The sequence below is a fragment of the Microbacterium sp. LWH11-1.2 genome (assembly GCF_038397745.1).
Classification (GTDB): domain Bacteria; phylum Actinomycetota; class Actinomycetes; order Actinomycetales; family Microbacteriaceae; genus Microbacterium.
In genome coordinates this window covers 4,040,403-4,060,802 of record NZ_CP151636.1, presented here as the reverse complement: position 1 = coordinate 4,060,802, position 20,400 = coordinate 4,040,403, and the positions used below count along the sequence as shown (strand labels likewise).

General features: G+C 69.7%; 21 protein-coding genes. 15 read left to right on the top strand and 6 right to left on the bottom strand.

The genetic code is table 11. The annotated features are described in order from the left end of the window. Window positions 1-61 precede the first annotated feature (61 nt). Window positions 62-892, bottom strand: coding sequence for a type IV toxin-antitoxin system AbiEi family antitoxin domain-containing protein (locus tag MRBLWH11_RS19800; RefSeq protein WP_341946120.1), 831 nt, complete (start codon window positions 890-892; stop codon window positions 62-64). Window positions 893-1,121: 229 nt separating this feature from the next. On the opposite strand from MRBLWH11_RS19800, the gene MRBLWH11_RS19795 reads away from it, so the two are divergent. The 12 genes from MRBLWH11_RS19795 to MRBLWH11_RS19740 all read left to right on the top strand — a co-directional run bounded on the left by MRBLWH11_RS19795 (window position 1,122) and on the right by MRBLWH11_RS19740 (window position 11,867). Next, window positions 1,122-1,481, top strand: a complete 360-nt coding sequence (locus MRBLWH11_RS19795; RefSeq protein ID WP_116634556.1) for a holo-ACP synthase — start codon at window positions 1,122-1,124, stop codon at window positions 1,479-1,481. Further along, window positions 1,478-2,584, top strand: a complete 1,107-nt coding sequence (gene alr, locus MRBLWH11_RS19790; RefSeq protein ID WP_341946117.1) for an alanine racemase — start codon at window positions 1,478-1,480, stop codon at window positions 2,582-2,584. Before MRBLWH11_RS19795 ends, alr begins: the two co-directional genes overlap by 4 nt. Beyond that, window positions 2,581-3,063, top strand: a complete 483-nt coding sequence (gene tsaE, locus MRBLWH11_RS19785) for a tRNA (adenosine(37)-N6)-threonylcarbamoyltransferase complex ATPase subunit type 1 TsaE (RefSeq protein WP_341946115.1) — start codon at window positions 2,581-2,583, stop codon at window positions 3,061-3,063. The genes alr and tsaE overlap by 4 nt, the downstream gene beginning before the upstream one ends. Further along, window positions 3,060-3,866 (top strand): response regulator transcription factor, encoded by an 807-nt coding sequence (locus MRBLWH11_RS19780; protein WP_116634559.1) that lies wholly within the window; start codon window positions 3,060-3,062, stop codon window positions 3,864-3,866. The genes tsaE and MRBLWH11_RS19780 overlap by 4 nt, the downstream gene beginning before the upstream one ends. A 207-nt stretch (window positions 3,867-4,073) precedes the next feature. After that, window positions 4,074-5,672 (top strand): ATP-binding protein, encoded by a 1,599-nt coding sequence (locus MRBLWH11_RS19775; RefSeq protein WP_341946113.1) that lies wholly within the window; start codon window positions 4,074-4,076, stop codon window positions 5,670-5,672. After that, window positions 5,669-6,868 (top strand): hypothetical protein, encoded by a 1,200-nt coding sequence (locus MRBLWH11_RS19770; protein ID WP_341946111.1) that lies wholly within the window; start codon window positions 5,669-5,671, stop codon window positions 6,866-6,868. The genes MRBLWH11_RS19775 and MRBLWH11_RS19770 overlap by 4 nt, the downstream gene beginning before the upstream one ends. Next, window positions 6,865-7,482: a tRNA (adenosine(37)-N6)-threonylcarbamoyltransferase complex dimerization subunit type 1 TsaB gene (gene tsaB / locus MRBLWH11_RS19765; protein ID WP_341946109.1), complete on the top strand. Its 618-nt coding sequence runs from the start codon at window positions 6,865-6,867 to the stop codon at window positions 7,480-7,482. Before MRBLWH11_RS19770 ends, tsaB begins: the two co-directional genes overlap by 4 nt. Then, window positions 7,479-7,967, top strand: coding sequence for a ribosomal protein S18-alanine N-acetyltransferase (rimI, locus tag MRBLWH11_RS19760; RefSeq protein ID WP_341946107.1), 489 nt, complete (start codon window positions 7,479-7,481; stop codon window positions 7,965-7,967). The genes tsaB and rimI overlap by 4 nt, the downstream gene beginning before the upstream one ends. Continuing rightward, window positions 7,964-9,043, top strand: a complete 1,080-nt coding sequence (tsaD, locus tag MRBLWH11_RS19755; RefSeq protein WP_341946105.1) for a tRNA (adenosine(37)-N6)-threonylcarbamoyltransferase complex transferase subunit TsaD — start codon at window positions 7,964-7,966, stop codon at window positions 9,041-9,043. The genes rimI and tsaD overlap by 4 nt, the downstream gene beginning before the upstream one ends. Then, a complete protein-coding gene (locus MRBLWH11_RS19750; RefSeq protein WP_341946103.1) occupies window positions 9,040-9,525 on the top strand; it encodes a hypothetical protein in 486 nt (161 codons plus the stop codon). Before tsaD ends, MRBLWH11_RS19750 begins: the two co-directional genes overlap by 4 nt. Window positions 9,526-9,529: 4 nt before the next feature. Continuing rightward, the gene (locus MRBLWH11_RS19745; RefSeq protein WP_341946101.1) at window positions 9,530-10,624 is read left to right on the top strand and encodes a hypothetical protein; all 1,095 of its coding nucleotides are present in this window, start codon (window positions 9,530-9,532) and stop codon (window positions 10,622-10,624) included. Beyond that, complete coding sequence (locus tag MRBLWH11_RS19740) at window positions 10,608-11,867, top strand: hypothetical protein (protein ID WP_341946099.1); 1,260 nt, start codon at window positions 10,608-10,610, stop codon at window positions 11,865-11,867. Before MRBLWH11_RS19745 ends, MRBLWH11_RS19740 begins: the two co-directional genes overlap by 17 nt. A gap of 6 nt (window positions 11,868-11,873) precedes the next feature. On the opposite strand, the gene MRBLWH11_RS19735 is transcribed toward MRBLWH11_RS19740, so the two are convergent. Beyond that, window positions 11,874-13,082, bottom strand: coding sequence for a class I SAM-dependent methyltransferase (locus tag MRBLWH11_RS19735; RefSeq protein ID WP_341946097.1), 1,209 nt, complete (start codon window positions 13,080-13,082; stop codon window positions 11,874-11,876). A gap of 160 nt (window positions 13,083-13,242) precedes the next feature. Between MRBLWH11_RS19735 and groES the strand changes: the two genes are divergently transcribed. From groES to MRBLWH11_RS19720, 3 genes are all read left to right on the top strand, one after another. Then, on the top strand, window positions 13,243-13,539 hold the full coding sequence (gene groES / locus MRBLWH11_RS19730; RefSeq protein ID WP_028502311.1) for a co-chaperone GroES: 297 nt from the start codon (window positions 13,243-13,245) through the stop codon (window positions 13,537-13,539). Between the two features lie 144 nt (window positions 13,540-13,683). Further along, window positions 13,684-14,616 (top strand): EamA family transporter RarD, encoded by a 933-nt coding sequence (rarD, locus tag MRBLWH11_RS19725; protein WP_116634568.1) that lies wholly within the window; start codon window positions 13,684-13,686, stop codon window positions 14,614-14,616. Between the two features lie 144 nt (window positions 14,617-14,760). Beyond that, on the top strand, window positions 14,761-16,032 hold the full coding sequence (locus tag MRBLWH11_RS19720; protein WP_116634569.1) for an ABC transporter substrate-binding protein: 1,272 nt from the start codon (window positions 14,761-14,763) through the stop codon (window positions 16,030-16,032). Between the two features lie 180 nt (window positions 16,033-16,212). Here MRBLWH11_RS19720 and MRBLWH11_RS19715 read toward each other — a convergent pair whose 3' ends face one another. From MRBLWH11_RS19715 to MRBLWH11_RS19700, 4 genes are read right to left on the bottom strand one after another with little or no spacing between them, the layout of a single operon-like run. Continuing rightward, window positions 16,213-16,983 carry an ABC transporter ATP-binding protein gene (locus MRBLWH11_RS19715; protein ID WP_116634570.1) on the bottom strand — a complete coding sequence of 257 codons (771 nt, stop codon included), beginning with the start codon at window positions 16,981-16,983 and terminating at the stop codon, window positions 16,213-16,215. Then, window positions 16,980-17,933, bottom strand: a complete 954-nt coding sequence (locus MRBLWH11_RS19710) for an ABC transporter ATP-binding protein (RefSeq protein WP_341947867.1) — start codon at window positions 17,931-17,933, stop codon at window positions 16,980-16,982. Before MRBLWH11_RS19710 ends, MRBLWH11_RS19715 begins: the two co-directional genes overlap by 4 nt. Before the next feature lie 52 nt (window positions 17,934-17,985). After that, on the bottom strand, window positions 17,986-18,963 hold the full coding sequence (locus tag MRBLWH11_RS19705) for a branched-chain amino acid ABC transporter permease (protein WP_341946088.1): 978 nt from the start codon (window positions 18,961-18,963) through the stop codon (window positions 17,986-17,988). 4 nt (window positions 18,964-18,967) lie between these two features. Next, window positions 18,968-20,275, bottom strand: a complete 1,308-nt coding sequence (locus tag MRBLWH11_RS19700) for a branched-chain amino acid ABC transporter permease (protein WP_116634572.1) — start codon at window positions 20,273-20,275, stop codon at window positions 18,968-18,970. Window positions 20,276-20,400: the final 125 nt, after the last annotated feature.

The following is a 20,400-nucleotide window of genomic DNA, read 5'->3' as shown; positions in this document are numbered from 1 at the left end:
GGCTGATTCGACCTGCAGATGTATTCTCAGCCTGCGATCCGACTCCGACTCCGACTCCGCCTCACCCTCGGGATCGTCCGAGCGCGGGCACGATCGCGGCGAGGACCGTCGGCCAGTCGTGCACGATCATGGCGTAATCGAATCGCAGGGTCTCGAATCCGAGGGCGGATGCCGCGGCATCCCTTCGCAGATCGTCATGTCGCTTGGCGTGCGTGTGGTTCTCCCTGCCGTCGGCCTCGAGGATGATCCGCCCGGCCACGACGAAGTCGACCCGGCCCACGCCGGGGATCGAGACCTGACAGTCCAGGCGGATGCCGTGCAGATGCAGCCGCAGTCTGAGCAGGGATTCGAGCCCGCTCTCGGCATCCGGCCGCGCGAGATCGAGCAACCAGCCGGCCGCTCGGGGCAGTTCGCGGCGGATCCGTGCGCGGTCGTGGGCGCCGATGAGACGCTTGTTCCAGGCTGACTCATACGCGGCGAAGAAGGCCTCTTCGTCGAGGCAGCGGTAGGCGTGGATCAGGCAGACCACGACGGGGGCGAGTCCGAGACCCGCGGAGCCGGGCGAGTAGTGGGTGGTGCACGAGCATCCCTCGTGGGGGTGCGGACGGCCGCTCCGTCCCATCCAGACGTGAACCTCGTGGTTCGGAGCGGGCAGCATCCAGACACCGTGGGCGCGCAGCGCCGCAGCGCAGGTGAGGCTGCCCCCGTGTGCGGCGGCCGCCAGGACTCCGGCATCCGTCTTCGGCAGAGCGAAGACCCCCTGTCGCACACGCCGGATCTCGCCGGCATCCGCCGCGGCCGCGATCCTCGTGCGCGAGCATCCGTAATCCTGGAGTGTGGTTCCCCGTGCGACGCCGCCGAAGCGGGCGAGGAGATAGGCCGGATCCATCATGTCCCGAGCCTCCGACACTCCGGCCGTGCCGCAGTCTGGAAGGAGGGGATTGTGGATGGATATCGGCGCGGCGACGGCTGTGCAGTATTCGTCGTCGGCCGTCTGCAGGTCGAGATCACACGTGCAGGTCGGATAGGCCCGATTCGACCTGCAGATGTGATCCTGACCGACGAACTGCCGAACCCCATCGAACCGGCGGCCAACCGCCACGGCTCGGTAGGCTGAACGGGTGATCATCGGGACCGGCATCGACCTCGTGGACATCCCGCGGTTCGAACGGACCATGGAGCGGACGCCACGTCTGCGCGAGCGACTCTTCGCGCCGTCGGAGCGGGCCCTCCGTCTTCCCTCCCTCGCCGCGCGCTACGCCGCGAAGGAAGCGCTGATCAAGGCGCTGGGCGGCTCGGACGGCGTGCACTGGACCGAGATCGAGATCGCCTCGGAGTCCTCGGGCAAGCCGCACTTCGTCCTCTCGGGTTCGACGGCCGCCGTCGTCGAGGAGCGCGGCATCCTCACGCTCCACCTCACCCTCACCCACGACGCCGGTCTCGCCGCCGCGTTCGTCGTCGCCGAAGGAGCGCCACTGTGACCGTCCCGTTCCGCGAAGCGACCATCGACCTCGATGCGATCGCCGACAACGTGCGGCACTTCCGTCGACTCACCGGCGTCGAGATCATCGCCGTCGTGAAGGCGAATGCCTACGGCCACGGTGCGGCAGCCACCGCCGTCGCCGCCCTGTCCGCCGGCGCCACCCGCATCGGCGTCGCCGAGATCCCCGAGGCGCTGGAGCTGCGCCGGCAGGGCGTGCACGCCCCGATCATGGCGTGGCTGCATGCGCCGGGGGAGCGGTTCGAGCGCGCCGCCGCCGAGAACATCGAGCTCGGGATCTCCTCCTTCGATCAGCTCGAGGCCGCGGCGGCCGCGGCGAGCGTCGACCGACCTGTCGGCGTGCACCTGAAGTTCGAGACCGGACTCTCGCGCAACGGCATCGCCCCGGCGGACTGGGCGCGCGTGCTCGCGGAGGCGGCACGGCTCGAGCGGATCGGACGTCTGCGCATCGTCGGCCTGTTCAGCCACCTCTCGAACACCTCGCCCGAAGACGACAGGGCGGCCCTCGCACGATTCGAGGAAGGCGTCGCCGCTGCGGCGTCCTTCGGCATCCGTCCGGAAATCCGGCACATCGCGGCCACTGCGGCGGCCATCGACCTGCCCGAGATGCGCCTCGACGCGGTCCGCATCGGCATCGGGCTGTACGGACTCTCGCCGTTCGACGATCGCCGCTCCGCCGAACTGGGGCTGCGCCCCGCGATGACCCTGCGCGGATCGATCGCGGCCGTGCGCCGAGTGAGCGCCGGTTCCGGCGTCTCGTACGGCTACGACCACCGCACCGACCGCGACACCACGCTGGTGCTCGTCCCGCTCGGGTACGCCGACGGCGTCCCCCGCAGCGGTTCCGGCAGGCTCCCGGTGTCGATCGCCGGGCGGCGCTTCCTGAACGTCGGGCGCGTCGCGATGGACCAGTTCGTCGTCGACGTCGGCGACACCCCGGTCTCGATCGGCGACGAGGTGGTGCTGTTCGGCGACCCCACACTCGGCGTGCCGTCGGCCGCGGAGTGGGCGGATGCCGCGGGCACGATCAACTACGAGATCGTCACGCGCATCGGCCATCGGGTGCCCCGGCGGGCATCATGAGCGTCGACACCGCGTTCCTCGGGCGCCGGGAGATCGCCACCTCGGAGGAGATGGAGCAGCTCGGCCTGCGCATCGGCGAGCAGCTCGCGGCGGGAGATCTGCTCATCCTCACCGGTCCGCTCGGCGCAGGGAAGACGACGTTCACGCGCGGACTCGCGGAGGGCCTCGGCGTGCGCGGACCCGTGCAGAGCCCGACCTTCGTGATCGCGCGCACGCATCCGTCCCTCGTCGGGCGGGCACCGCTCGTGCACGTCGACGCGTACCGCCTCGGCTCCGCCGCCGAGCTCGACGACCTCGATCTCGATCTCGCGCGGTCGGTGGTCGTGATCGAGTGGGGCCGCGGGATGGCCGAGGAGCTCGCGGATTCGTGGTGGGACATCGAGCTCGAGCGCCCGGTGGGCGGCGGGGACATCGACCCGTCGGAGCTGGATGCCGACGCCCCGCGGGTCGTCACGATCCGCAAGGAGGCGGCATCATGAGCGAGCGAAGCATCGGCGCTCTCGTGGCCGTGATCATCGAGGATGATGCCGATGTGAGGTCGCTGCTCGACGAGGTGTTCCGCGCTGCCGGCTTCCGGACCGTCCTGACCGGTTCGGGCCTGGAGGGCATCGCCGCGATCGAGGAGCACGCTCCCGTCATCACGACGCTCGACATCAACCTTCCGGGGATCGACGGCTTCGAGGTCGCCCGCAGGATCCGTCGGATCAGTTCGACGTTCATCATCATGCTGTCCGCGCTGGCGGACGAGTCGGATGTCGTGCTCGGGCTGACCTCCGGCGCGGACGAGTACCTGGTCAAGCCGTTCCGGCCGCGCGAGCTCCGGGCGAGGATCGAGGCGCTTCTCCGCCGTCCGCGCAGCGAGGACCCGCGCAGCGTGCCGGCGGCCCGCACCGTGGCGGACACTCCACCGGCACCGAGCGCCGACGCGACGGTGCTGACGTGGCGGGGGATGGTGCACCGCGACCTCAGCCTCGACCTCGACACCCGGATCGTCCTGGTGGGGCAGCGGCGGATCGACCTCACCCCGACCGAGTTCGAGCTGCTCGCGGCGCTTCTCACGGCGCAGCGGAGGGTCTGCAGCAAGGCCGAGCTGGCTCTCGGACTGCGCGGCGTCCCTCCCGGGGTGTCCGGTCATGTCAGCGAGCCCGACAAGCGCGCCATCGAGACGCACATCGCGAACCTGCGACGCAAGATCGGCGACAGCTCCGCGGAGCCGCGGTATGTGGAGACGGTGCGCGGCGTGGGCTACCGTCTCACCCCCGCGGACGACGACACGCGGTAGGTCTGCTGGTGAGGCCGCGGCTCCCCAGCCGCGGCCCCGACGCCTGCGAATCCCCTAACTCGCGCGGCCCAGCGCCTGCGAATCCCCAGTCGCAGAGTCAGCCCCCACTCAGGATGTTAGAGCCGGGAGGCCGCCTGAAGAGCGCAGTGACCCGATCTTTGAGTAATCTTGCGTGAAAGCTGAGGATCGACCGGAGGGCGGGCGAGGATGATCCGCACGGTCTCGATCTGGCGATGGCAGCTGGTGTTCACAGCCAGCATCGTGGCGATCGTCGTCATGATCACCGCATTCACGCCGGAGACGCTGGGAATCCCGCTGTTCATCGCGGCGCTGGCCCTCGTCGTCGTCACGACGCTGCTGGCCTTCGTCTTGCCATGGCACCGGCTCCCGCGCCGGGCGGTGGCCGTCCTTCCGCTGCTCGACGCGCTCGCCGTCGGGTTCGCCACGAGTGCACCCGACATCCGGCTCGGACTGCTCTGGGTCTTCCCCGTCACGTGGCTCGCCACGTACTTCACGATGCCCTGGGTGCTCGCCGGGGTGGCCTTCTGCGGGGTCTGCCTCGTGCTCTTCGCCGAGCGCACGGGGGATACCGCCGATCTGCTGCTGCGCGTCCTCACCGTCATCATCACGCTGAGCTTCCTCGGCGTCACGGTGCGCATCGGCTCGCAGCGGGCACGGGCCGCACGACGCCTTCTCGAGCGGCGTTCGGAGCAGGTGAACCGCGCGGCCGAACGGGCTGAGACCAACCAGCGCCGGGTCACCCAGATCATCGACGCGCTGGGCGTTGCTCTCGTCGTCGTCGCCGGGGACGGGCGGATCCTCCAGATGAACGACGCCTACCGCGCGTTGTACGGCCGAGGCCGCTTCGGCGAGACGCTCGCGTCGGCCGCGGTCGAGTACGACCGGCGGCGCGGTGCCGCCGTGCCGCCGGGCCGCACGACCCTGGCGCGCGCCGCGAACGGCGAGCGCCTGCACGACGAGCGGGTCTGGCTCTTCGACAGCGAGGGGCACTGGCGCGCCCTTCAGGTGAGCACGCAGCCGATCGCCGCCGCGGCGGAAGGCGCGCACGTCACGCTGGTGGTGATCGACGACATCACCGAGCTGCTGGAGGCGGCCGAGGAGCGCCGCGCGCTGGCGGCCGTGGTCTCGCACGAGCTGCGCAATCCGCTCACGGCCATCATCGGCCACGTCGATCTGCTGCTGGAGCGCGACGATCTCGCTCCACAGGTCACCGCGCAGCTCGAGGTCATCGCGAACGCGGGTGAGCGGATGGAGGGTCTCGTGGCGAGCACGTTGGAGACGACGAAGAGCGCGCCGGCGGAGCCGTTCGAACCCGTCGATCTGCGCGAGGTCGTCGAGGCGTCCGCGGCGTCATATGCGCCCCTCATCTCCGGCAATCGCCAGGAGCTCGGGATCAGCGGTGCGGAGAGCCTCGTCATCTACGGCGACGCGTTCCGACTGCGGCAGGTGCTCGACAACCTGCTCAGCAACGCGGTCAAGTACACGCCGGCCGGCGGCCGAATCGACGTCCGCCTCGGCACGGCGGCCGACGGGCAGGCCGAAGTGGTCATCAGCGACACCGGAACGGGCATCGCCGCCGATGAGCTGCCGCGCCTGTTCGACCCGTACTTCCGCACCGACCGCGCCGTCCAGGCGGGTATCGCGGGCACCGGACTCGGCATGGGCATCGCCCGGGGCATCATTGAGGCACATGAAGGAAGCATCGGCGTGGAGAGCGGAGTCGGCGCCGGCACGACCGTCACCCTGCGTTTTCCGCAGCGGCGAGTGAAAGAGGTCCTGGAATGATCGTGCCCGCCCATGTGCCCGTGCACGTCGACATCACGACCAGCATGGTCGCCGTCGTGACGGTCCTGGCCGCCCTGGTCTTCACCCTCGCGACGCTGGCGCGTCCCAGCAGGGCGACCGTCACCTGGGGGGCCGCGTTCGGGCTCGGCGTGCTCGGCGCATATCTCTGGCTCGCCGGGAACCAGACGTCGGACCCCTTGATGAGAGCCGCCGCGTCGGGCCTCCTGCTGTGCTTCGAGCCGCTCGTCTGGATCGGGCTGCGGATGCATCTGCGCCGGCGGGTCGTCTGGTGGCCCGTGGCGGTCTACCTGGCGATCGTCCCGTCGCTGCTGGTGCTGACGGCGAAGACGCCGGTGTATCTGCTCACCTTCCACACCGTGTTCGTCGTGAGCGGCGTCTTCGCCGCCTTCGTCGGCTACGAGCTGCTGCGCCGGCAGCCGGGCCCACGCGACATCCTCCTCCCGCTCGCCCTGGCCTCGTGCGCGTTCATCGTGGTCGCGGTCACCGCAGCCGTGGCGGCCGCCATGAACCAGGGGGTGAGCACCGATGAGCAACTCAGCACGCTGCGCGGGATGAACGCGGTGGGAACGCTCGTGCTGAGCACGTGCGCCGCCTTCACCCTGGTGCTGATGGTCAGGGCGGAGGCGACACCGCCCTCCGCGATCGAGGCCGCGATCGAGCGCGCCCGGTGGCGGCTGCAGAAGGCCGGCGCCCAGAACGAGCAGGTGTGGTCGCTCCTCGACGTGCGCCTGGACGACCCCGCCGATCTGCGTGAGGCATCGACAGGCTCCACCTTCGCGATGATCGCCGACCGGTTCCACGACGACATCCAGGACGCGCTTCCCGCTGCCGCAGACGCCATCCGCATCGACGACACCCGGGCGATCGTCATCATCCGAGGGAGCGAGGAAGCGGTCCGGTTCCACATGCGCGACATCCTCACCCGCATCTCGACCATCGAGCGGGGCGACCCCATCGACGGCATCCGGGCGTCGGCGAGCATCGGCTGGGCGACGGTCGCCTCCACCGGATACGACTACGACGAGCTCGCCGCCGCGGCGGGAGCGGCGGCGGTCCGCGCCCGTGCGGCAGGCGGAGACCGATGGAAGCTGTCGACCTCGTCGGATGCGCCCGCCGCAGAGGTCGAGGCGCCGACGAGCGTGCCCCCGGCGGGCCGGACTACCCTGGAGAGGTGATCCTCGCCGTCGACACCTCCCTGGGCACCGCCGTCGCCCTCATCGACGCCGACGGGACCCGGCGCGCCGAGGCGGCGACCGTCGATCCTCTCGGTCACGCCGAGGTCATCGGCGTCCTGCTCGCCCAGGTGCTCGCCGAGGCCGGCCCCGGGGACATCACGCATGTCGTCGCAGGCATGGGCCCCGGCCCCTTCACCGGCCTGCGCATCGGCATCGCCGCCGCCCGCGCGTTCGCGCTCGGCCGGCGCATCCCCGTGGTGTCCGTGCCCAGCCACCTCGGAGCCGCGCTGACCGCTCTCGAGACCGAGTCCGGCCCCTTCGCGATCGTCACCGATGCCCGCCGCCGCGAAGTCGCGATCACGGTGTTCGACGGAGCGGATGCCGACGGCATCCCGCGCGTCGTCGCCGAGACCGTCCTCGTCAAGGCCGTCGATGCCGACGCGCACCTCGTAGGCATCCGCCGTGTCGACGTCTCGACGCTCTCCGGTGCCGACCTCGCACGCGTGGGTGCCCGCGCGCTCGCCGCCGGGCGCTCGCTCGCGGGTGACGAGCCCCTCTACATGCGCCATCCCGACGTCACCCTGCCCGGGGCACCCAAGAAGGTCCGGTCATGACGCTCCGCCCCGCGATCCCTGCCGACCTGGACGCCATCATGCTGATCGAGAACCGCTCGTTCCCGACGGACGCGTGGAGCGCCGACACCATGGCCGCCGAGCTCGCCAGTCCGCACGGACAGTACCTGATCGACGAGCACGACGGCGTCGTCATCGGCTACGGCGGCATCCGTGCGCTGCAGGGGAGCGCGGATGCCGACATCCAGACCATCGCCCTCCTCGCCGAGCATCGCGGCGAGGGACGGGGACGCGCTCTGCTGCGTGCCCTGCTGGCGGCTGCACGGGAGCGCGGTGCGCGCGAGGTCTTCCTCGACGTGCGTGCGGACAACCCTGCGGCGGCCGGCCTCTATCTCGCGGAGCACTTCGAGGAGATCGGCAGACGTCCTCGTTACTATCAGCCGGACGACGTGGACGCCATCGTCATGCGGCGCGACCTGCGCCGGCATCCGCTGTCCGCCGATGAGCCGCAGGAGGCGAACGCATGAGTGAGCCTCTGGTGCTCGGCATCGAGACGAGCTGCGACGAGACCGGTATCGGCATCGTCCGCGGGCGCACCCTGCTCTCCAACACGATCGCCTCGAGCATGGACGAGCACGCGCGCTTCGGCGGCGTCGTTCCCGAGGTCGCCGCCCGGGCGCACCTCGAGGCGCTGCAGCCCTCCATCGACGCGGCACTGGCCGAGGCCGGGGTGACACTCGACGACCTCGATGCGGTCGCGGTCACCAGCGGGCCGGGCCTCGCGGGCGCGCTCATGGTCGGCGTCGGTGCGGCGAAGGGCCTCGCCGTGTCGTTGGACAAGCCGCTGTATGCCGTCAATCACCTCGTCGGCCACATCGCCGCCGACATCCTGACCCCCGACTCCGAACCGCTGGAGTACCCGACCATCGCACTGCTGGTGTCCGGCGGGCACACCTCGCTGCTGCACGTGCGCGACCTCACGACCGACGTCGAGCTGCTCGGCGAGACCATGGACGATGCCGCCGGAGAGGCCTTCGACAAGGTGGCCAGACTCCTCTCGCTGCCGTATCCCGGCGGGCCGGAGATCGACCGCGCGGCCCTCGACGGCGACCCCGACGCGATCCGCTTCCCGCGGGGGCTCTCCCGCGCGTCCGATCTGGCGAAGCACCGCTACGACTTCTCCTTCTCGGGGCTGAAGACCGCCGTCGCCCGCTGGGTGGAGGGCTTCGAGGCCGACGAGGCGAACCGGGGCGCGGCCATCCCGGTCGCCGATGTCGCCGCGAGCTTCCGCGAAGCGGTCGTCGACGTGCTGGTGACGAAGGCCCTCGCCGCCTGCGCGGATCTCGGTGTTCCCCGGCTGCTGCTCGGCGGCGGGGTCATCGCGAACAGGCGCCTGCGCGAGGTCGCCCTCGCGCGTGCCGAGGCGGCCGGCGTGACCGTGCGGATCCCGCCCCTCTCGCTGTGCACGGACAACGGCGCGATGATCGCGGCACTGGCCGCCGAGCTGATCTCCTCGGGGCGCGGACCGTCGACCCTCGCGTTCGGGGCGGACTCCACGCTCCCGGTGACGGACATCCAGGTCGCGGAGGCGGTTCCGGCATGAGCGATCTCCCGCGCACCCCCGCCGAGGGGACCGCACCGGCCCCGCGTCCGAGCATCGAGCGCCCCAGCGGCGAGGTCGAGCGGCCGGCGGGTGCGACCAGGATCCCCGGTGCACGCCGGGACGGGTACGCCAAGCTCCCCACCGGACCGGTCGGCATCGAGCCCGTGGTCGTGAGCGGGCCCGACCTCGACGCCGTCGACGACACCGAGTGGGAGCCCACGACGGACACCGCCGTGATCGACGACACCCGGCTGGCGCCGTGGGCGCTCCTCGCCGCGATCGTCGCGCTGGGCGCATCCTTCTTCGTCGGCTGGGGCATCCCGGTGGCGGTCGTCTCGGTCATCGCCGCGATCATGTCGCTGCGTCGGCCGGTCGAGAGCCGCGCGATCGCCCGCTGGGCGCTGGTGCTCGGCCTCTGCGCGACGGTCTACAGCCTGGGCTGGCTCGTCTGGGCCGGTATGCAGTTCGAGCGGCTCGGATAGCCGGATGCTGGACGCCGACGAGCTCGCGGAGATGCGTGCACTGCAGGCGCGGGCATACGGGCGCGACGGCGGGCTCTCGCACGCCGAGGCCGCGCGACTGCGCGGCCTGCAGGAAGGCGCGGTCGAGCGTGGGGTGTCGAGCGTCGCACCGGAGAGCGGACAGACAGCCGTCGACGCCCGCGCCGCGGGCAGCATCACCGAGAGCCGCGTCACGGGAGCCGTCGAGCCTGCGGAACCCGCCTCCGCCGCGACCTCCGCGGCCGTCCGGGAGCCGGTCGATGAGGCTCCGGCATCCGCTCCCGCTCCGCTGCGCCCGCCCGCGCGGTGGATCGCGCTCGCGGCCGTGGCCGTGCTCCTGTGCGGCGTCGGGATCGGATGGCTCCTGTTCGGCCAGAGCCGTGCCGCGGCGGTCGCCCTCACCGCCGAGCAGCAGGTGTGGCAGAACGCGCTGACAGCCGAGGGCGACTATGACCCGTCGTCGATCCGCGCCCTGGCCGTCGAGGAGGGCGTGGTCGTCTGGACCGCGACGAAGGAGGAGCGTCGGCGCACGTGCCTGATCCTCGGTGACGGCGAGAGCACCTCACCGATCTGCCAGCTCACCGAGATGGTCGCCGAGTCCGGCATGTACGGGTCGCTCATCGTCGACTCCGTCGGCGTCACGCAGCGCGAAGTCTCCGCCCAGCTGCTGTTCGCCGCATCGGGGGAACCCGCCGTCGCCGTCAGCAGCTACGACTACAGCTCGGGATCCGCCGGCATGATCTACGCGAACGAGAACGAGACGCGCATCGCGGAGAAGCTCGCCGACGAGGGCTTCGACCCGCGTTCGATCTGGGTGGCCGGCTACGACGGCGATGTGCCGATCTGGAGCGCGATGCAGCTCGACTCGCCGGGGACATGTCTCATCTACGACGGGTCCCTCTCTCCGTCTCCGATGGTGTGCGCCGACCCGCAGACCATCGTGGAACAGGGCGCGGGGCTCGTCCTGAACGTCGTCGATCCGCAGACGGGCACGACGACCACCTTCGAGTTCTCGCCGCACGGACCGTCAGCCCTCGTGATCACCCGGGAGCGGGGTGAGGTCGGTGCCGGGGGAGACTGACGCCGAGGAGCGGGGGAGACTGCAGCGGAAGGCCTACGGGCGCGCCGGTGGACTGACGGATGCCGAGGCGCGACGGCTGCGTGAGCTCGAGGACGCGCGGCCGGCGCTGATGCTCTCGACGACGCCGCCGGTGCCGGCACGCGCGGCCGAGCCGCCGACGCTCATCGATCGCGAGCACGTGCCGCAGGGCACAGCTGCGATCGCTTCGCGCGGGGCCGCGGTGCCGCCCGGCGCCGAGGCGCAGGAACCGTTCGCGGGCACCGACGGCACCGCCGGCCCCGCCGCCGAGAAGGGAAGCACCGCCGAGATGGGTGGCGAGCGGCGGCGCAGCGCGTGGCTCGCGGTTCCTCGACGCCGGTGGGGGCTGGTGGCCGCGGCCTCGGCGCTGCTGCTCGCGATCGGCGTGGGCGCGGGCTGGGCGCTCTTCGCTCAGCGCCCCGAGGTCATCCCTCTCACCGAGGAGCAGCAGCAGCGGCGACTCGAACTGTACGAGCAGGGCGAATACGACCCGGGCACGCTGCGCGCGGTCGGGCAGGACGACGACGCCCTGGTCTGGTACGGCACGAGAGAGGACGGACGACTGATCTGCGTGGTGATGGATGTGCAGGAGGCGTCGTCCGACTCCTGTGAGGACCGCGACGCCGTCGGTCCGTTCGGGTTGTCGACGTTCGTGATGGTGCCGGACACCGTCGATGCGGATGCCGATCCCGCCGTCGCCTCGGGCACCAGCGTGAACGTCTACATGATGTTCTCCACGACGGGCGAGCCCATGGTCTCGATCCAGCGGTGGACGCCGAACCTCACGATGGTGAACCAGTTCCAGGGCGACGAACGCGCCAGGGCGACGGAGCTGTTCGAGCAGGGGTTCTCGATGGGGCTGTCGCTGGTCGGCTACTTCCAGGACGAGCCGGTGTGGCTGGGGTCCCGGTTCGCCGACGGCGATGACGCGACCTCGTTCGAGCAGTGCATGATCATCGACGCCCCGAAGGAGCGCCCGGTGTGCAGCACGACCTTCGACCTGCCCGGTGCGGGGCTCTTCGCGGTGGTCGACGGGATCGACGGCGGGGTCCCCGTCTCCTGGACGATCGGCGTGCAGAACACGCAGAACCAGACGCCGTTCCTCACCATCACGAGGGACTCCTCGTTCACGTCGCCCTCTTCCCCCGGCGACACGGTCCGCATCGAGTCCCCTCCGGGCGATCCGATCCGCGTCGAGGCTCCGCCGGACGATCCCGGCGAGTGACGGCGGTCAGGCCGCGGCGGGAACGCGGTCGGCGAGGATCGCCCGGCGCTGGTCGCCCACCCGCACGAGGATCAGCGTGGCCTCCGCGTCGCCGCGCAGTGTGAGCTTCCTGCGGAAGGCCGCGGGATCGACGTCGACCCCGCGCTTCTTGATCTCGAGTCGGCCGATCCCGTTCGCCTTCAGCACGGCGTTGATCGCCTTGGGCGTGGCCGGCATGGTCTCCCGCACGCGGAACGACTGCACGAACGGGCTCGTCACCGCGGCATCCGACGTCAGGTAGGCGATGTGCTCGTCGAGCATCCCCGCATCGAGGCTCCGCGCGACGTCGCCGATGAGCCGCGCACGGATGACCGCCCCGTCCGGTTCGTGCAGGAAAGCGCCGAGCTCGCGGACCGGAGCATCGTCGGCGTCCGCGCCGGAGGTCAGCTCGTGCGAGCGCTCGCCGCGGATCACGAGGGCCGCACGACGCACGCCTTCGCGCGCGAGAGCACCGCTCCACACCACCAGCTCGACCACGCTGCCGTCGGCGCTCACCCACTGCGCCTCGCTGTCGGACGGGAGCGCGTCGCGGTCGTGCGCGGGGCCGAGCTTGATGCCCGTCGGCATCCGTGCGGCGACGTCGAAGGCCCAGTCGAGGGAGGGGGAGTAGTCGTCGGCGGACACGCGTCGCGTCTCGCTGTGGCCGGCGGTGCGCCGCGCGGGGTCCATCCAGACGGCGCCGGGTGTCTCGCCGGGCACGTCGAGAGCGTCCTCCGCCGTGCCGTGACGGACGACCGCGGAACCCCCGAACGGGGCGAGGTTGTAGGCGGCGATCACCGAGGTGACCTCGTCGGCGTCGACCGCGAGCACGTCGAGTCCCGCGCCGGCGAAGGCGAGGGCGTCGCCGCCGATGCCGCAGCCGAGGTCGGCGACCCGCGTGATGCCGACGCTGCGGATGCGCTGCGCGTGCCGCGCGGCGACGGCGAGCCGGGTGGCCTGCTCGAGCCCCGCGCGGGTGAACAGCATCCGACCGGCGAACGCGCCGAACTTCGCCGTCGCCTTGGAGCGCAGGTGCGCCTGACCGACCACGGCGGAGACCAGATCGGGAGAGTGCCCTGCCGCGCGCAGACGGGAGACGGCGCGAGCGACCTCGGCGGTCGAGTCGAGGGCGCCCAGCTCATCGAGCAGCTCGAGCCCCTCGGGGGTCAGCAGGGCTCGCAGCTCGGACATCTCCACGCCCTCAGCCTAATTCCCCCGCCCCCGTCGCCGAGCCGGCGGGTGGCATTGGCACTCGCATTGCATGAGTGCCAGCCGAGCGCATAGACTGGATTAGCACTCTCGGGTTGAGAGTGCGAACAAGTCTTTCGTGTCAGCGTCAAGAAAGAAGAGGTAGACCGTGTCGGTTTCCATCAAGCCGCTCGAGGACCGCATCGTCATCCAGCAGGTCGAGGCCGAGCAGACCACCGCGAGTGGCCTGGTCATCCCCGACACCGCCAAGGAGAAGCCCCAGGAGGGCGAGGTCGTGGCTGTCGGCCCCGGCCGCATCGACGACAACGGCAACCGCGTTCCGATCGACGTCGCCGTCGGCGACCGTGTCCTGTACAGCAAGTACGGCGGCACCGAGGTGAAGTTCGGCGCAGACGAGTACCTCGTCCTGTCGGCCCGCGACGTGCTCGCGGTCGTCGTCCGCTGAACCAGCGTTCCTCGGAAGGGACTCGGATGCTTCGGCATCCGGGTCCCTTCTGCTTTCCGCCAGACGGCGTCGGTTTCCTGCCGGACTCCTTCGGTCCATGGCCATGTGGCGTCCGCGGACTGTCGCGCGGCATAGGGTTGTGCAGTGCCCTCTGAGACGACCCGCGCCACTCGGACCGCCGGAGTCGCCTACGCCGGCGGCGCCTATCTGCTCTGGGGCATCCTCCCGCTCTACTTCCTCCTCCTCGTGCCGACCGGGCCGTGGGAGGTCGTCGCCTGGCGAGTGCTGCTGTCGCTGGTCTTCTGCCTCCTGCTGCTGACGGTGACGCGCGGATGGGCCGCCTTCGGTGTGATCCTGCGGCAGCCGAAGCTCTTGGGCTGGACGGCGCTGGCCGGCCTCCTCATCTACGTCAACTGGCAGGTGTTCGTGCTCGGCACGCTCACCGGCCACGTCGTCGAGACCAGCCTCGGCTACTTCATCAACCCGATCACCACCGTGCTGCTCGGCGTCTTCGTGCTCAAGGAGCGCATCCGCCGTCTGCAATGGGCAGCCATCGCCATCGCCGCGATCGCGGTCGTCGTGATCGTCGTCGCCTACGGCTCGTTCCCCTGGATCGCGCTGTCGCTGACGGCGTCGTTCGGCGTCTACGGGCTGATCAAGAAGAAGATCGGTCCGGCCGTCGACGCGGTGAGCGGGCTGACGCTGGAGTCGTTCTGGCTGATCCCGATCGCCGTCGTGCAGCTGATCATCGTCGCGCAGACGCCCGCCGGAATCACGATGGGGGCGAACGGCTGGGGTCACGCCCTGGTGCTCGGGTTCGCCGGCGTCGTCACGGCCGTTCCGCTGCTGCTCTTCGCGGCGGGCACACGACGCATCGACCTCACGGTGATCGGCATGATCCAGTTCGTCACCCCGGTGATGCAGTTCATCCTCGGCGTCGTGGTCCTCGGGGAGCCGATGCCGGCCGAGCGATGGGCCGGATTCATCATCGTGTGGATCGCGATCATCGTCTTCGTGGTGGACCTCATCCTGGCCGCTCGCCGGGGCCGCGCCGCCGCCGAGCCCGAACCGGTCTGATCCCCGGTCCTGTCGCAGGCCGGACTCGGTGTCGGATCGTTAACGCACCGAAACACTAGCGACCCCTGACGGCGTGTCCCACGCTCTAGTGTTAGAGCACCCGAGCGTGGTCACAATCCACGTTCAGTTACGCAAGGGAGCATCATGAACGCACTGAAGGGTTCGCGCAGCGCGAAGGTCTTCGCAGGGATCGCGCTTCTCAGCGCATCCGCAATGGTCATCGCCGGCTGCAGCAGCACTCCGGAGGGCTCGCCCTCCGAAGGCGACGACAAGCCGGCCGCCGACCTGACACTCAAGCTCGGGTCTCTGCTGCCGCAGACCGGTTCGCTGTCGTTCCTCGGCCCGCCCATGGAGTCGGGCGTCGGACTCGCCGTCTCCGAGGTCAACGAGGCCGCCGCAGGCGTCACCATCGACCTGACCGCCGAAGACGAGGGCGACACCGACACGAAGGCGTACGAGACCTCGATCACCAAGCTCCAGGGCGCGGGCGTCACCGCCATCGTCGGCGCTGCGGCATCCGGCGTCTCCCGCCTCATCCTCGACGGCAACGTGAGCGCCGGCATCCTGCAGATCTCGGCGTCGAACACCGGCCCCGACTTCACCGACTGGGACGACAAGGGACTCTACTTCCGCACCGCTCCCAGCGACCTGCTGCAGGGCGAGGTCCTCGGCAACCTGATCGCCGAAGACGGACACAAGACCCTCGGCGTCATCTACCAGAACGACGCCTACGGCACGGGTCTGTTCGACAACATCAAGTCGACCTTCGAGGGCGCGGGTGGCGAGGTCGTCGCCGACGCCTCGTACAACGTCGGTGACGGTCAGTTCGACGCTCAGGTCGAGACGATCAAGGCAGCCAACCCGGATGCCGTCGCGATCGTGTCGTTCGACCAGTTCAAGACCATCGCCCCGCTGCTGCAGAACGCCGGCATCACGCCGGACAAGTGGTACCTGGTCGACGGAAACCTGTCGGACTACGGCTCCTCGCCCGACACGAACTTCTCGTTCTCGCTCGAGGGCGCGCAGGGCACCAAGCCCGGCCCGGCGCTCGAAGACGACTTCACCGAGCGTCTGCAGACGTTCTGGACCGGTGAGGGCAACCCCGAGGTCAACGACTTCACGTACGCCGCCGAGGCATACGACGCCGTCGTCCTCGTCGCTCTCGCGTCGCTCGCGGCCGGTTCCACCGAGGGCGCGGACATCGCGGCCAAGATGGCCGAGGTCTCCGGCGGCACCGGCGACGGTGAGAAGTGCACCAGCTTCGCTGACTGCGCCAAGATCATCAACGACGGTGGCACGGCCGACTACGACGGCTACTCCGGCGAGGTCACGTTCGACGAGAACGGCGACCCGCAGGGTGCCTCGATCGGTACCTACAAGTACGGTGCGGACAACCTGATCACCCGCACGAACTGATCACACGCGAAGGCCCCGGATGCTCAGCATCCGGGGCCTTCGTCGTGCGCTCGGCCCTTCGACAGGCTCAGCCCTTCGACAGGCTCAGGGACCCAGCCCTCTGGGTCGCTGAGCCTGTCGAAGCGTCCTGGCACGGAAGAGGGGCGGATGCCGCAGCATCCGCCCCTCTTCTCTTCCGCGTCAGGCGGCGTCTTCGGTGCCGAGCGTGCCGAGGTACAGGCCGATGACCTTGGGGTCGTTGAGGAGGTCGCGACCGGTGCCCTCGTAGGCGTCCCGTCCCTGGTCGAGCACGTAGCCGCGGTCGCAGATCTGCAGGCAGCGCCGGGCGTTCTGCTCGACCATGATCGTCGTGACGCCGGCCTTGTTGATGTCGGAGACGCGGATGAACGCGTCATCCTGGCGCACGGGGGAGAGGCCGGCGGATGGCTCGTCGAGCAGCAGCACCGACGGATCCATCATGAGCGCGCGCGACATCGCCACCATCTGCCGCTCACCGCCGGACAGCGAACCGGCACGCTGCTTGAGCCGCTTGCCGAGCTCGGCGAAGATGCTGCTGACGAACTCCAGACGCTCGGCGTAGATCTTGGGGTTCTGGTAGAGCCCCATCTGGAGGTTCTCCTCGATGGAGAGCGACGGGAAGACGTTGTTGGTCTGAGGGACGAAGGCCACGCCGCGCTTGACGAGCTTGTCGGCCTTGAGTCCCACGATGCTCTCACCGTGGAGCGTGACATCACCCTCGCGCACGTTCACCATGCCGAAGATCGCCTTCAGCAGGGTGGACTTGCCGGCACCGTTCGGGCCGATGATGCCGATCAGCTCGCCCTTGTGCGCGACGAGGTTCGCTCCGTTGAGGATGTTCACGCCGGGCAGGTAGCCCGCGTGCACGTCCTTCAGCTCGACGATGACATCGTCGTTCTTGATCTCGTTCCGGACAGGCGTCTGGTCGGTCATGCCTTCTTCTCCTCGGCGTCGTCGGCGGATTCCTCGGCCTCGACCTCGGCCTCGACCTGTTCGCGGAAGCTCACCGGGTCGATCTCCGAGATCACGGGGATGCGGCCGGTCACGGCGCCGAGGTCGACGTCCTGGTGGGCGCCGAGGTAGGCGTCGATCACGGCGGGGTCCGCCATGACCTCGTCCGGCGGTCCTTCTGCGACGACGCGTCCTTCGGCCATGACCACGACCCAGTCGGCGATGTGGCGGACCATGTGCATGTCGTGCTCGACGAACAGCACGGTCATGCCGAGGCCCTTGAGATCGAGGATGTGGTCGAGCAGCGACTGCGTGAGCGCGGGGTTCACGCCGGCCATCGGCTCATCGAGCATGACCAGCGTCGGGTCGCTCATCAGCGCCCTGGCCATCTCGAGCAGCTTGCGCTGCCCTCCCGAGAGCGAGGCTGCGAAGTCCTGCTCCTTGGCGTCGAGCTTGAACCGCGCCAGAAGGTCGCGGGCCTTGGCCTCGATCTCGGTGTCCTGCTTGCGCCACAGGAACGGGAACAGGCTCGACCAGAACCCTTCGCCGCGCTGGCCGGGAGCACCGAGCTTCATGTTCTCGAGCACCGTCAGCAGCGACAGCGACTTCGTCAGCTGGAACGTGCGGACCTGCCCCATCCGTGCGACCTTGAAGGACGGCACGCCGGAGAGGTTCTTTCCGTCGAACGACCACGTGCCGCTGTTGGGCTTGTCGAAGCCGCAGAGCAGGTTGAACAGCGTCGTCTTGCCGGCGCCGTTGGGACCGATGAGCGCCGTGATCGCGCCGCGCGGGATCTCGAGGTGGTCCACGTCGACGGCGGTGAGTCCGCCGAAGCGCCGCTCCACGCCGTCGGCGATGAGGATCGGATCGACCTTCGCCACGCCGGGCTTCACCTCGCCCTTGGTCAGACCGGTGGTCTTCGGGCGACGGATGCTCCCGGTCGCCGGGGCGGCGGTCCCCTCGGGGACCGCCTCGGGGGTCAGTTCACTTGACAAAGGTCATCTCCCTCTTGTCGCCGAGGATGCCCTGGGGGCGGAAGATCACGAGCAGCATCAGCGCGATGCCGATGAAGATGAACACCAGCGTCGAGGCCTGGCTGTCGGACATCGGCAGGATCCCCGCCTTCGCCATCGCCGGCAGCAGGTTCGCCATGAAGGCGAACACGACCCAGAAGAGGATCGCTCCGAGCGTCGGCCCGATCACGGTGGCCGCGCCGCCGAGGAGGAGGACCGTCCACAGGAAGAACGTCAGCGAGGTCGTGTAGCTGCCGGGGACGACGGCAGAGGGGAGGACGAACACGATCCCGCCCGCCGCGCCGATGACGCCGCCGACGACGAGCGCCTGCATCTTGTAGGCGAAGACGTTCTTGCCGAGCGAGCGCACGGCGTCCTCGTCCTCGCGGATGCCCTTGAGCACACGGCCCCACGGGCTGCGCATCAGAGCCCAGACCAGCAGGATCGCGACGACGAGCACGATCAGCCCGAACACGCGGTTCCAGAGATCGTCGGCGCTGTACGTCCACGGCCCGAACCCGTAGGTCCCGACGGGGAAGGGGTTCGCGTCGCGGAAGCCGCCGTTGAACTGGGCGAGGCCGTCGGCGGAGTTGGTGTACTCGTCGAAGACCTGCGTGGTGAACAGCAGGCGCACGATCTCACCGGCCGCGATCGTCGCGATCGCGAGGTAGTCGGCCCGCAGACGCAGGGTCGGGATGCCGAGCAGCACCGCGAAGAGCGCGCCGCCGAGCAGACCGATCAGCATGCCGATCCACCAGGGGAGCCCGAAGGTGAGCACCGAGATGGCGTAGCCGTAGCCGCCGATCGCCATGAACGCGGCCATACCGAAGTTGAGCAGGCCGGCGAAGCCGAAGTGCATCGCGAGACCCGTCGCCGCCAGGGCGTACGCCAGGGTGACCGGGCTGAACAGGTAGACGGCGGTGTTGGAGAAGATGCTTCCGAAGTCCATGGCGTCAGCCCAACCTTTCCCTGCGGCCCAGCAGTCCCTGGGGTCTGACGAGGAGGATCACGATGAGCACGACCAGAGCGCTCGCGTACTTCAGGTCGGAGGGGATCCAGAGCGTCGAGACCTCGACCGCGATGCCGACGATGAGCGAGCCGACGAGAGCACCGAACGCGGTGCCGAGGCCGCCCAGCGTGATCGCGGCGAAGATGAGCAGCAGCATCTGCGCGCCCATGTCCCACTTCACGCCGGGGCGGAAGTACGCCCACAGGATGCCGGAGATCGCCGCGAGCGTGCCGGAGAGGATCCAGACGTAGCGGACCACCTTGTCGACGTCGATGCCGGATGCCGCGGCGAGCTGCGGGTTGTCCGAGATCGCGCGGGTCGCCTTGCCGATGCGGGTGCGCGTCAGGAAGAAGGCGACGCCGAGGATCACGATGATGCTCACGCCCATGCCGATCATGTCGATGTACGACAGCGAGATCGGACCGAACTGGATCGGGGCGGGGCTGGCACCGGGAAGCTGCCGCGTACCGCCGCCGATCAGGTACTGGAACGCGTAGCGGAGCGCCAGCGAGAGGCCGATGCTGACGATCATGAGCTGCACGACACCGAGACCGCGCCGCCGAAGCGGCCGCCAGATGCCGGCATCCAGGGCCCAGCCGAAGAGCCCTCCGCCGATCACCGCCGCGATGATGCCGACCCACAGCGGAAGCTGCCAGAACGTGGTCGTCACCAGGGCGACGAGGCCGCCCCAGGTGACCATCTCGGCGTGGGCGAAGTTCGACAGCCGGGTGGTGCCGTAGATCAGGGCCGCGCCCATCGAGGCGAGCGCGAGAAGCAGACCGAAGTTCAGCCCGCCGACGAGTCGCGAGAGCAGCTGATCGAGGAACGAGACGGTGATCCGCTGCCCCTCGCCGAGGAACAGGTTCATGATCTTGGTGCCGGTGAGGCCGAACTCGACCTCGAACGAGGCTGTCGTGCCGGCGATGGGCTGCGTGCCCTCCGGCAGCAGACTCGCGTCGACGATCACGCCGTCCGGAAGGGTCTTCTCGTCGACGGTGAGGGTGTACTTGTCCTTCTCGGGCACGTACAGCCGCCACTTGCCGTCGACGTCGGTCTCGGTCTCACCCTTGAATCCGTTGCCCTCGATCTGCATGACGACGCCCTCGACAGGCTCGTCGTCGAAGGTGATGACCCCGGCGAAGTAGAAGTCCGTCACCTCCTGCTCGTCGTCGGAGGTCTCCGCCGAGGCGGATGACGGAGGCAGTACCAGGAACGCGGTCAGCGCCATGAGGATGCCGAGGAAAGCGACCACCCAGGGTCGTTTTCGCTGCACGGCGATTGTTGTGGGTCCCACGCAACCTCCACTGTGAGTGCTTTCTCTGCGGCATCGGGTGTGAACCGCAGGGTGGACGACGTTTTGAGCGTAGTGCGCGTTTT

What these genes read in the sequence shown, in the direction of transcription:
- MRBLWH11_RS19800 (WP_341946120.1), bottom strand. Translation starts at nt 892, where the DNA reads ATGATGGATCCGGCCTATCTCCTCGCCCGCTTCGGCGGCGTCGCACGG.
- tsaE (WP_341946115.1), top strand. Translation starts at nt 2,581, where the DNA reads ATGAGCGTCGACACCGCGTTCCTCGGGCGCCGGGAGATCGCCACCTCG.
- MRBLWH11_RS19780 (WP_116634559.1), top strand. Translation starts at nt 3,060, where the DNA reads ATGAGCGAGCGAAGCATCGGCGCTCTCGTGGCCGTGATCATCGAGGAT.
- MRBLWH11_RS19775 (WP_341946113.1), top strand. Translation starts at nt 4,074, where the DNA reads ATGATCCGCACGGTCTCGATCTGGCGATGGCAGCTGGTGTTCACAGCC.
- MRBLWH11_RS19770 (WP_341946111.1), top strand. Translation starts at nt 5,669, where the DNA reads ATGATCGTGCCCGCCCATGTGCCCGTGCACGTCGACATCACGACCAGC.
- rimI (WP_341946107.1), top strand. Translation starts at nt 7,479, where the DNA reads ATGACGCTCCGCCCCGCGATCCCTGCCGACCTGGACGCCATCATGCTG.
- tsaD (WP_341946105.1), top strand. Translation starts at nt 7,964, where the DNA reads ATGAGTGAGCCTCTGGTGCTCGGCATCGAGACGAGCTGCGACGAGACC.
- MRBLWH11_RS19750 (WP_341946103.1), top strand. Translation starts at nt 9,040, where the DNA reads ATGAGCGATCTCCCGCGCACCCCCGCCGAGGGGACCGCACCGGCCCCG.
- MRBLWH11_RS19745 (WP_341946101.1), top strand. Translation starts at nt 9,530, where the DNA reads ATGCTGGACGCCGACGAGCTCGCGGAGATGCGTGCACTGCAGGCGCGG.
- MRBLWH11_RS19720 (WP_116634569.1), top strand. Translation starts at nt 14,761, where the DNA reads ATGAACGCACTGAAGGGTTCGCGCAGCGCGAAGGTCTTCGCAGGGATC.
- MRBLWH11_RS19715 (WP_116634570.1), bottom strand. Translation starts at nt 16,983, where the DNA reads ATGACCGACCAGACGCCTGTCCGGAACGAGATCAAGAACGACGATGTC.
- MRBLWH11_RS19705 (WP_341946088.1), bottom strand. Translation starts at nt 18,963, where the DNA reads ATGGACTTCGGAAGCATCTTCTCCAACACCGCCGTCTACCTGTTCAGC.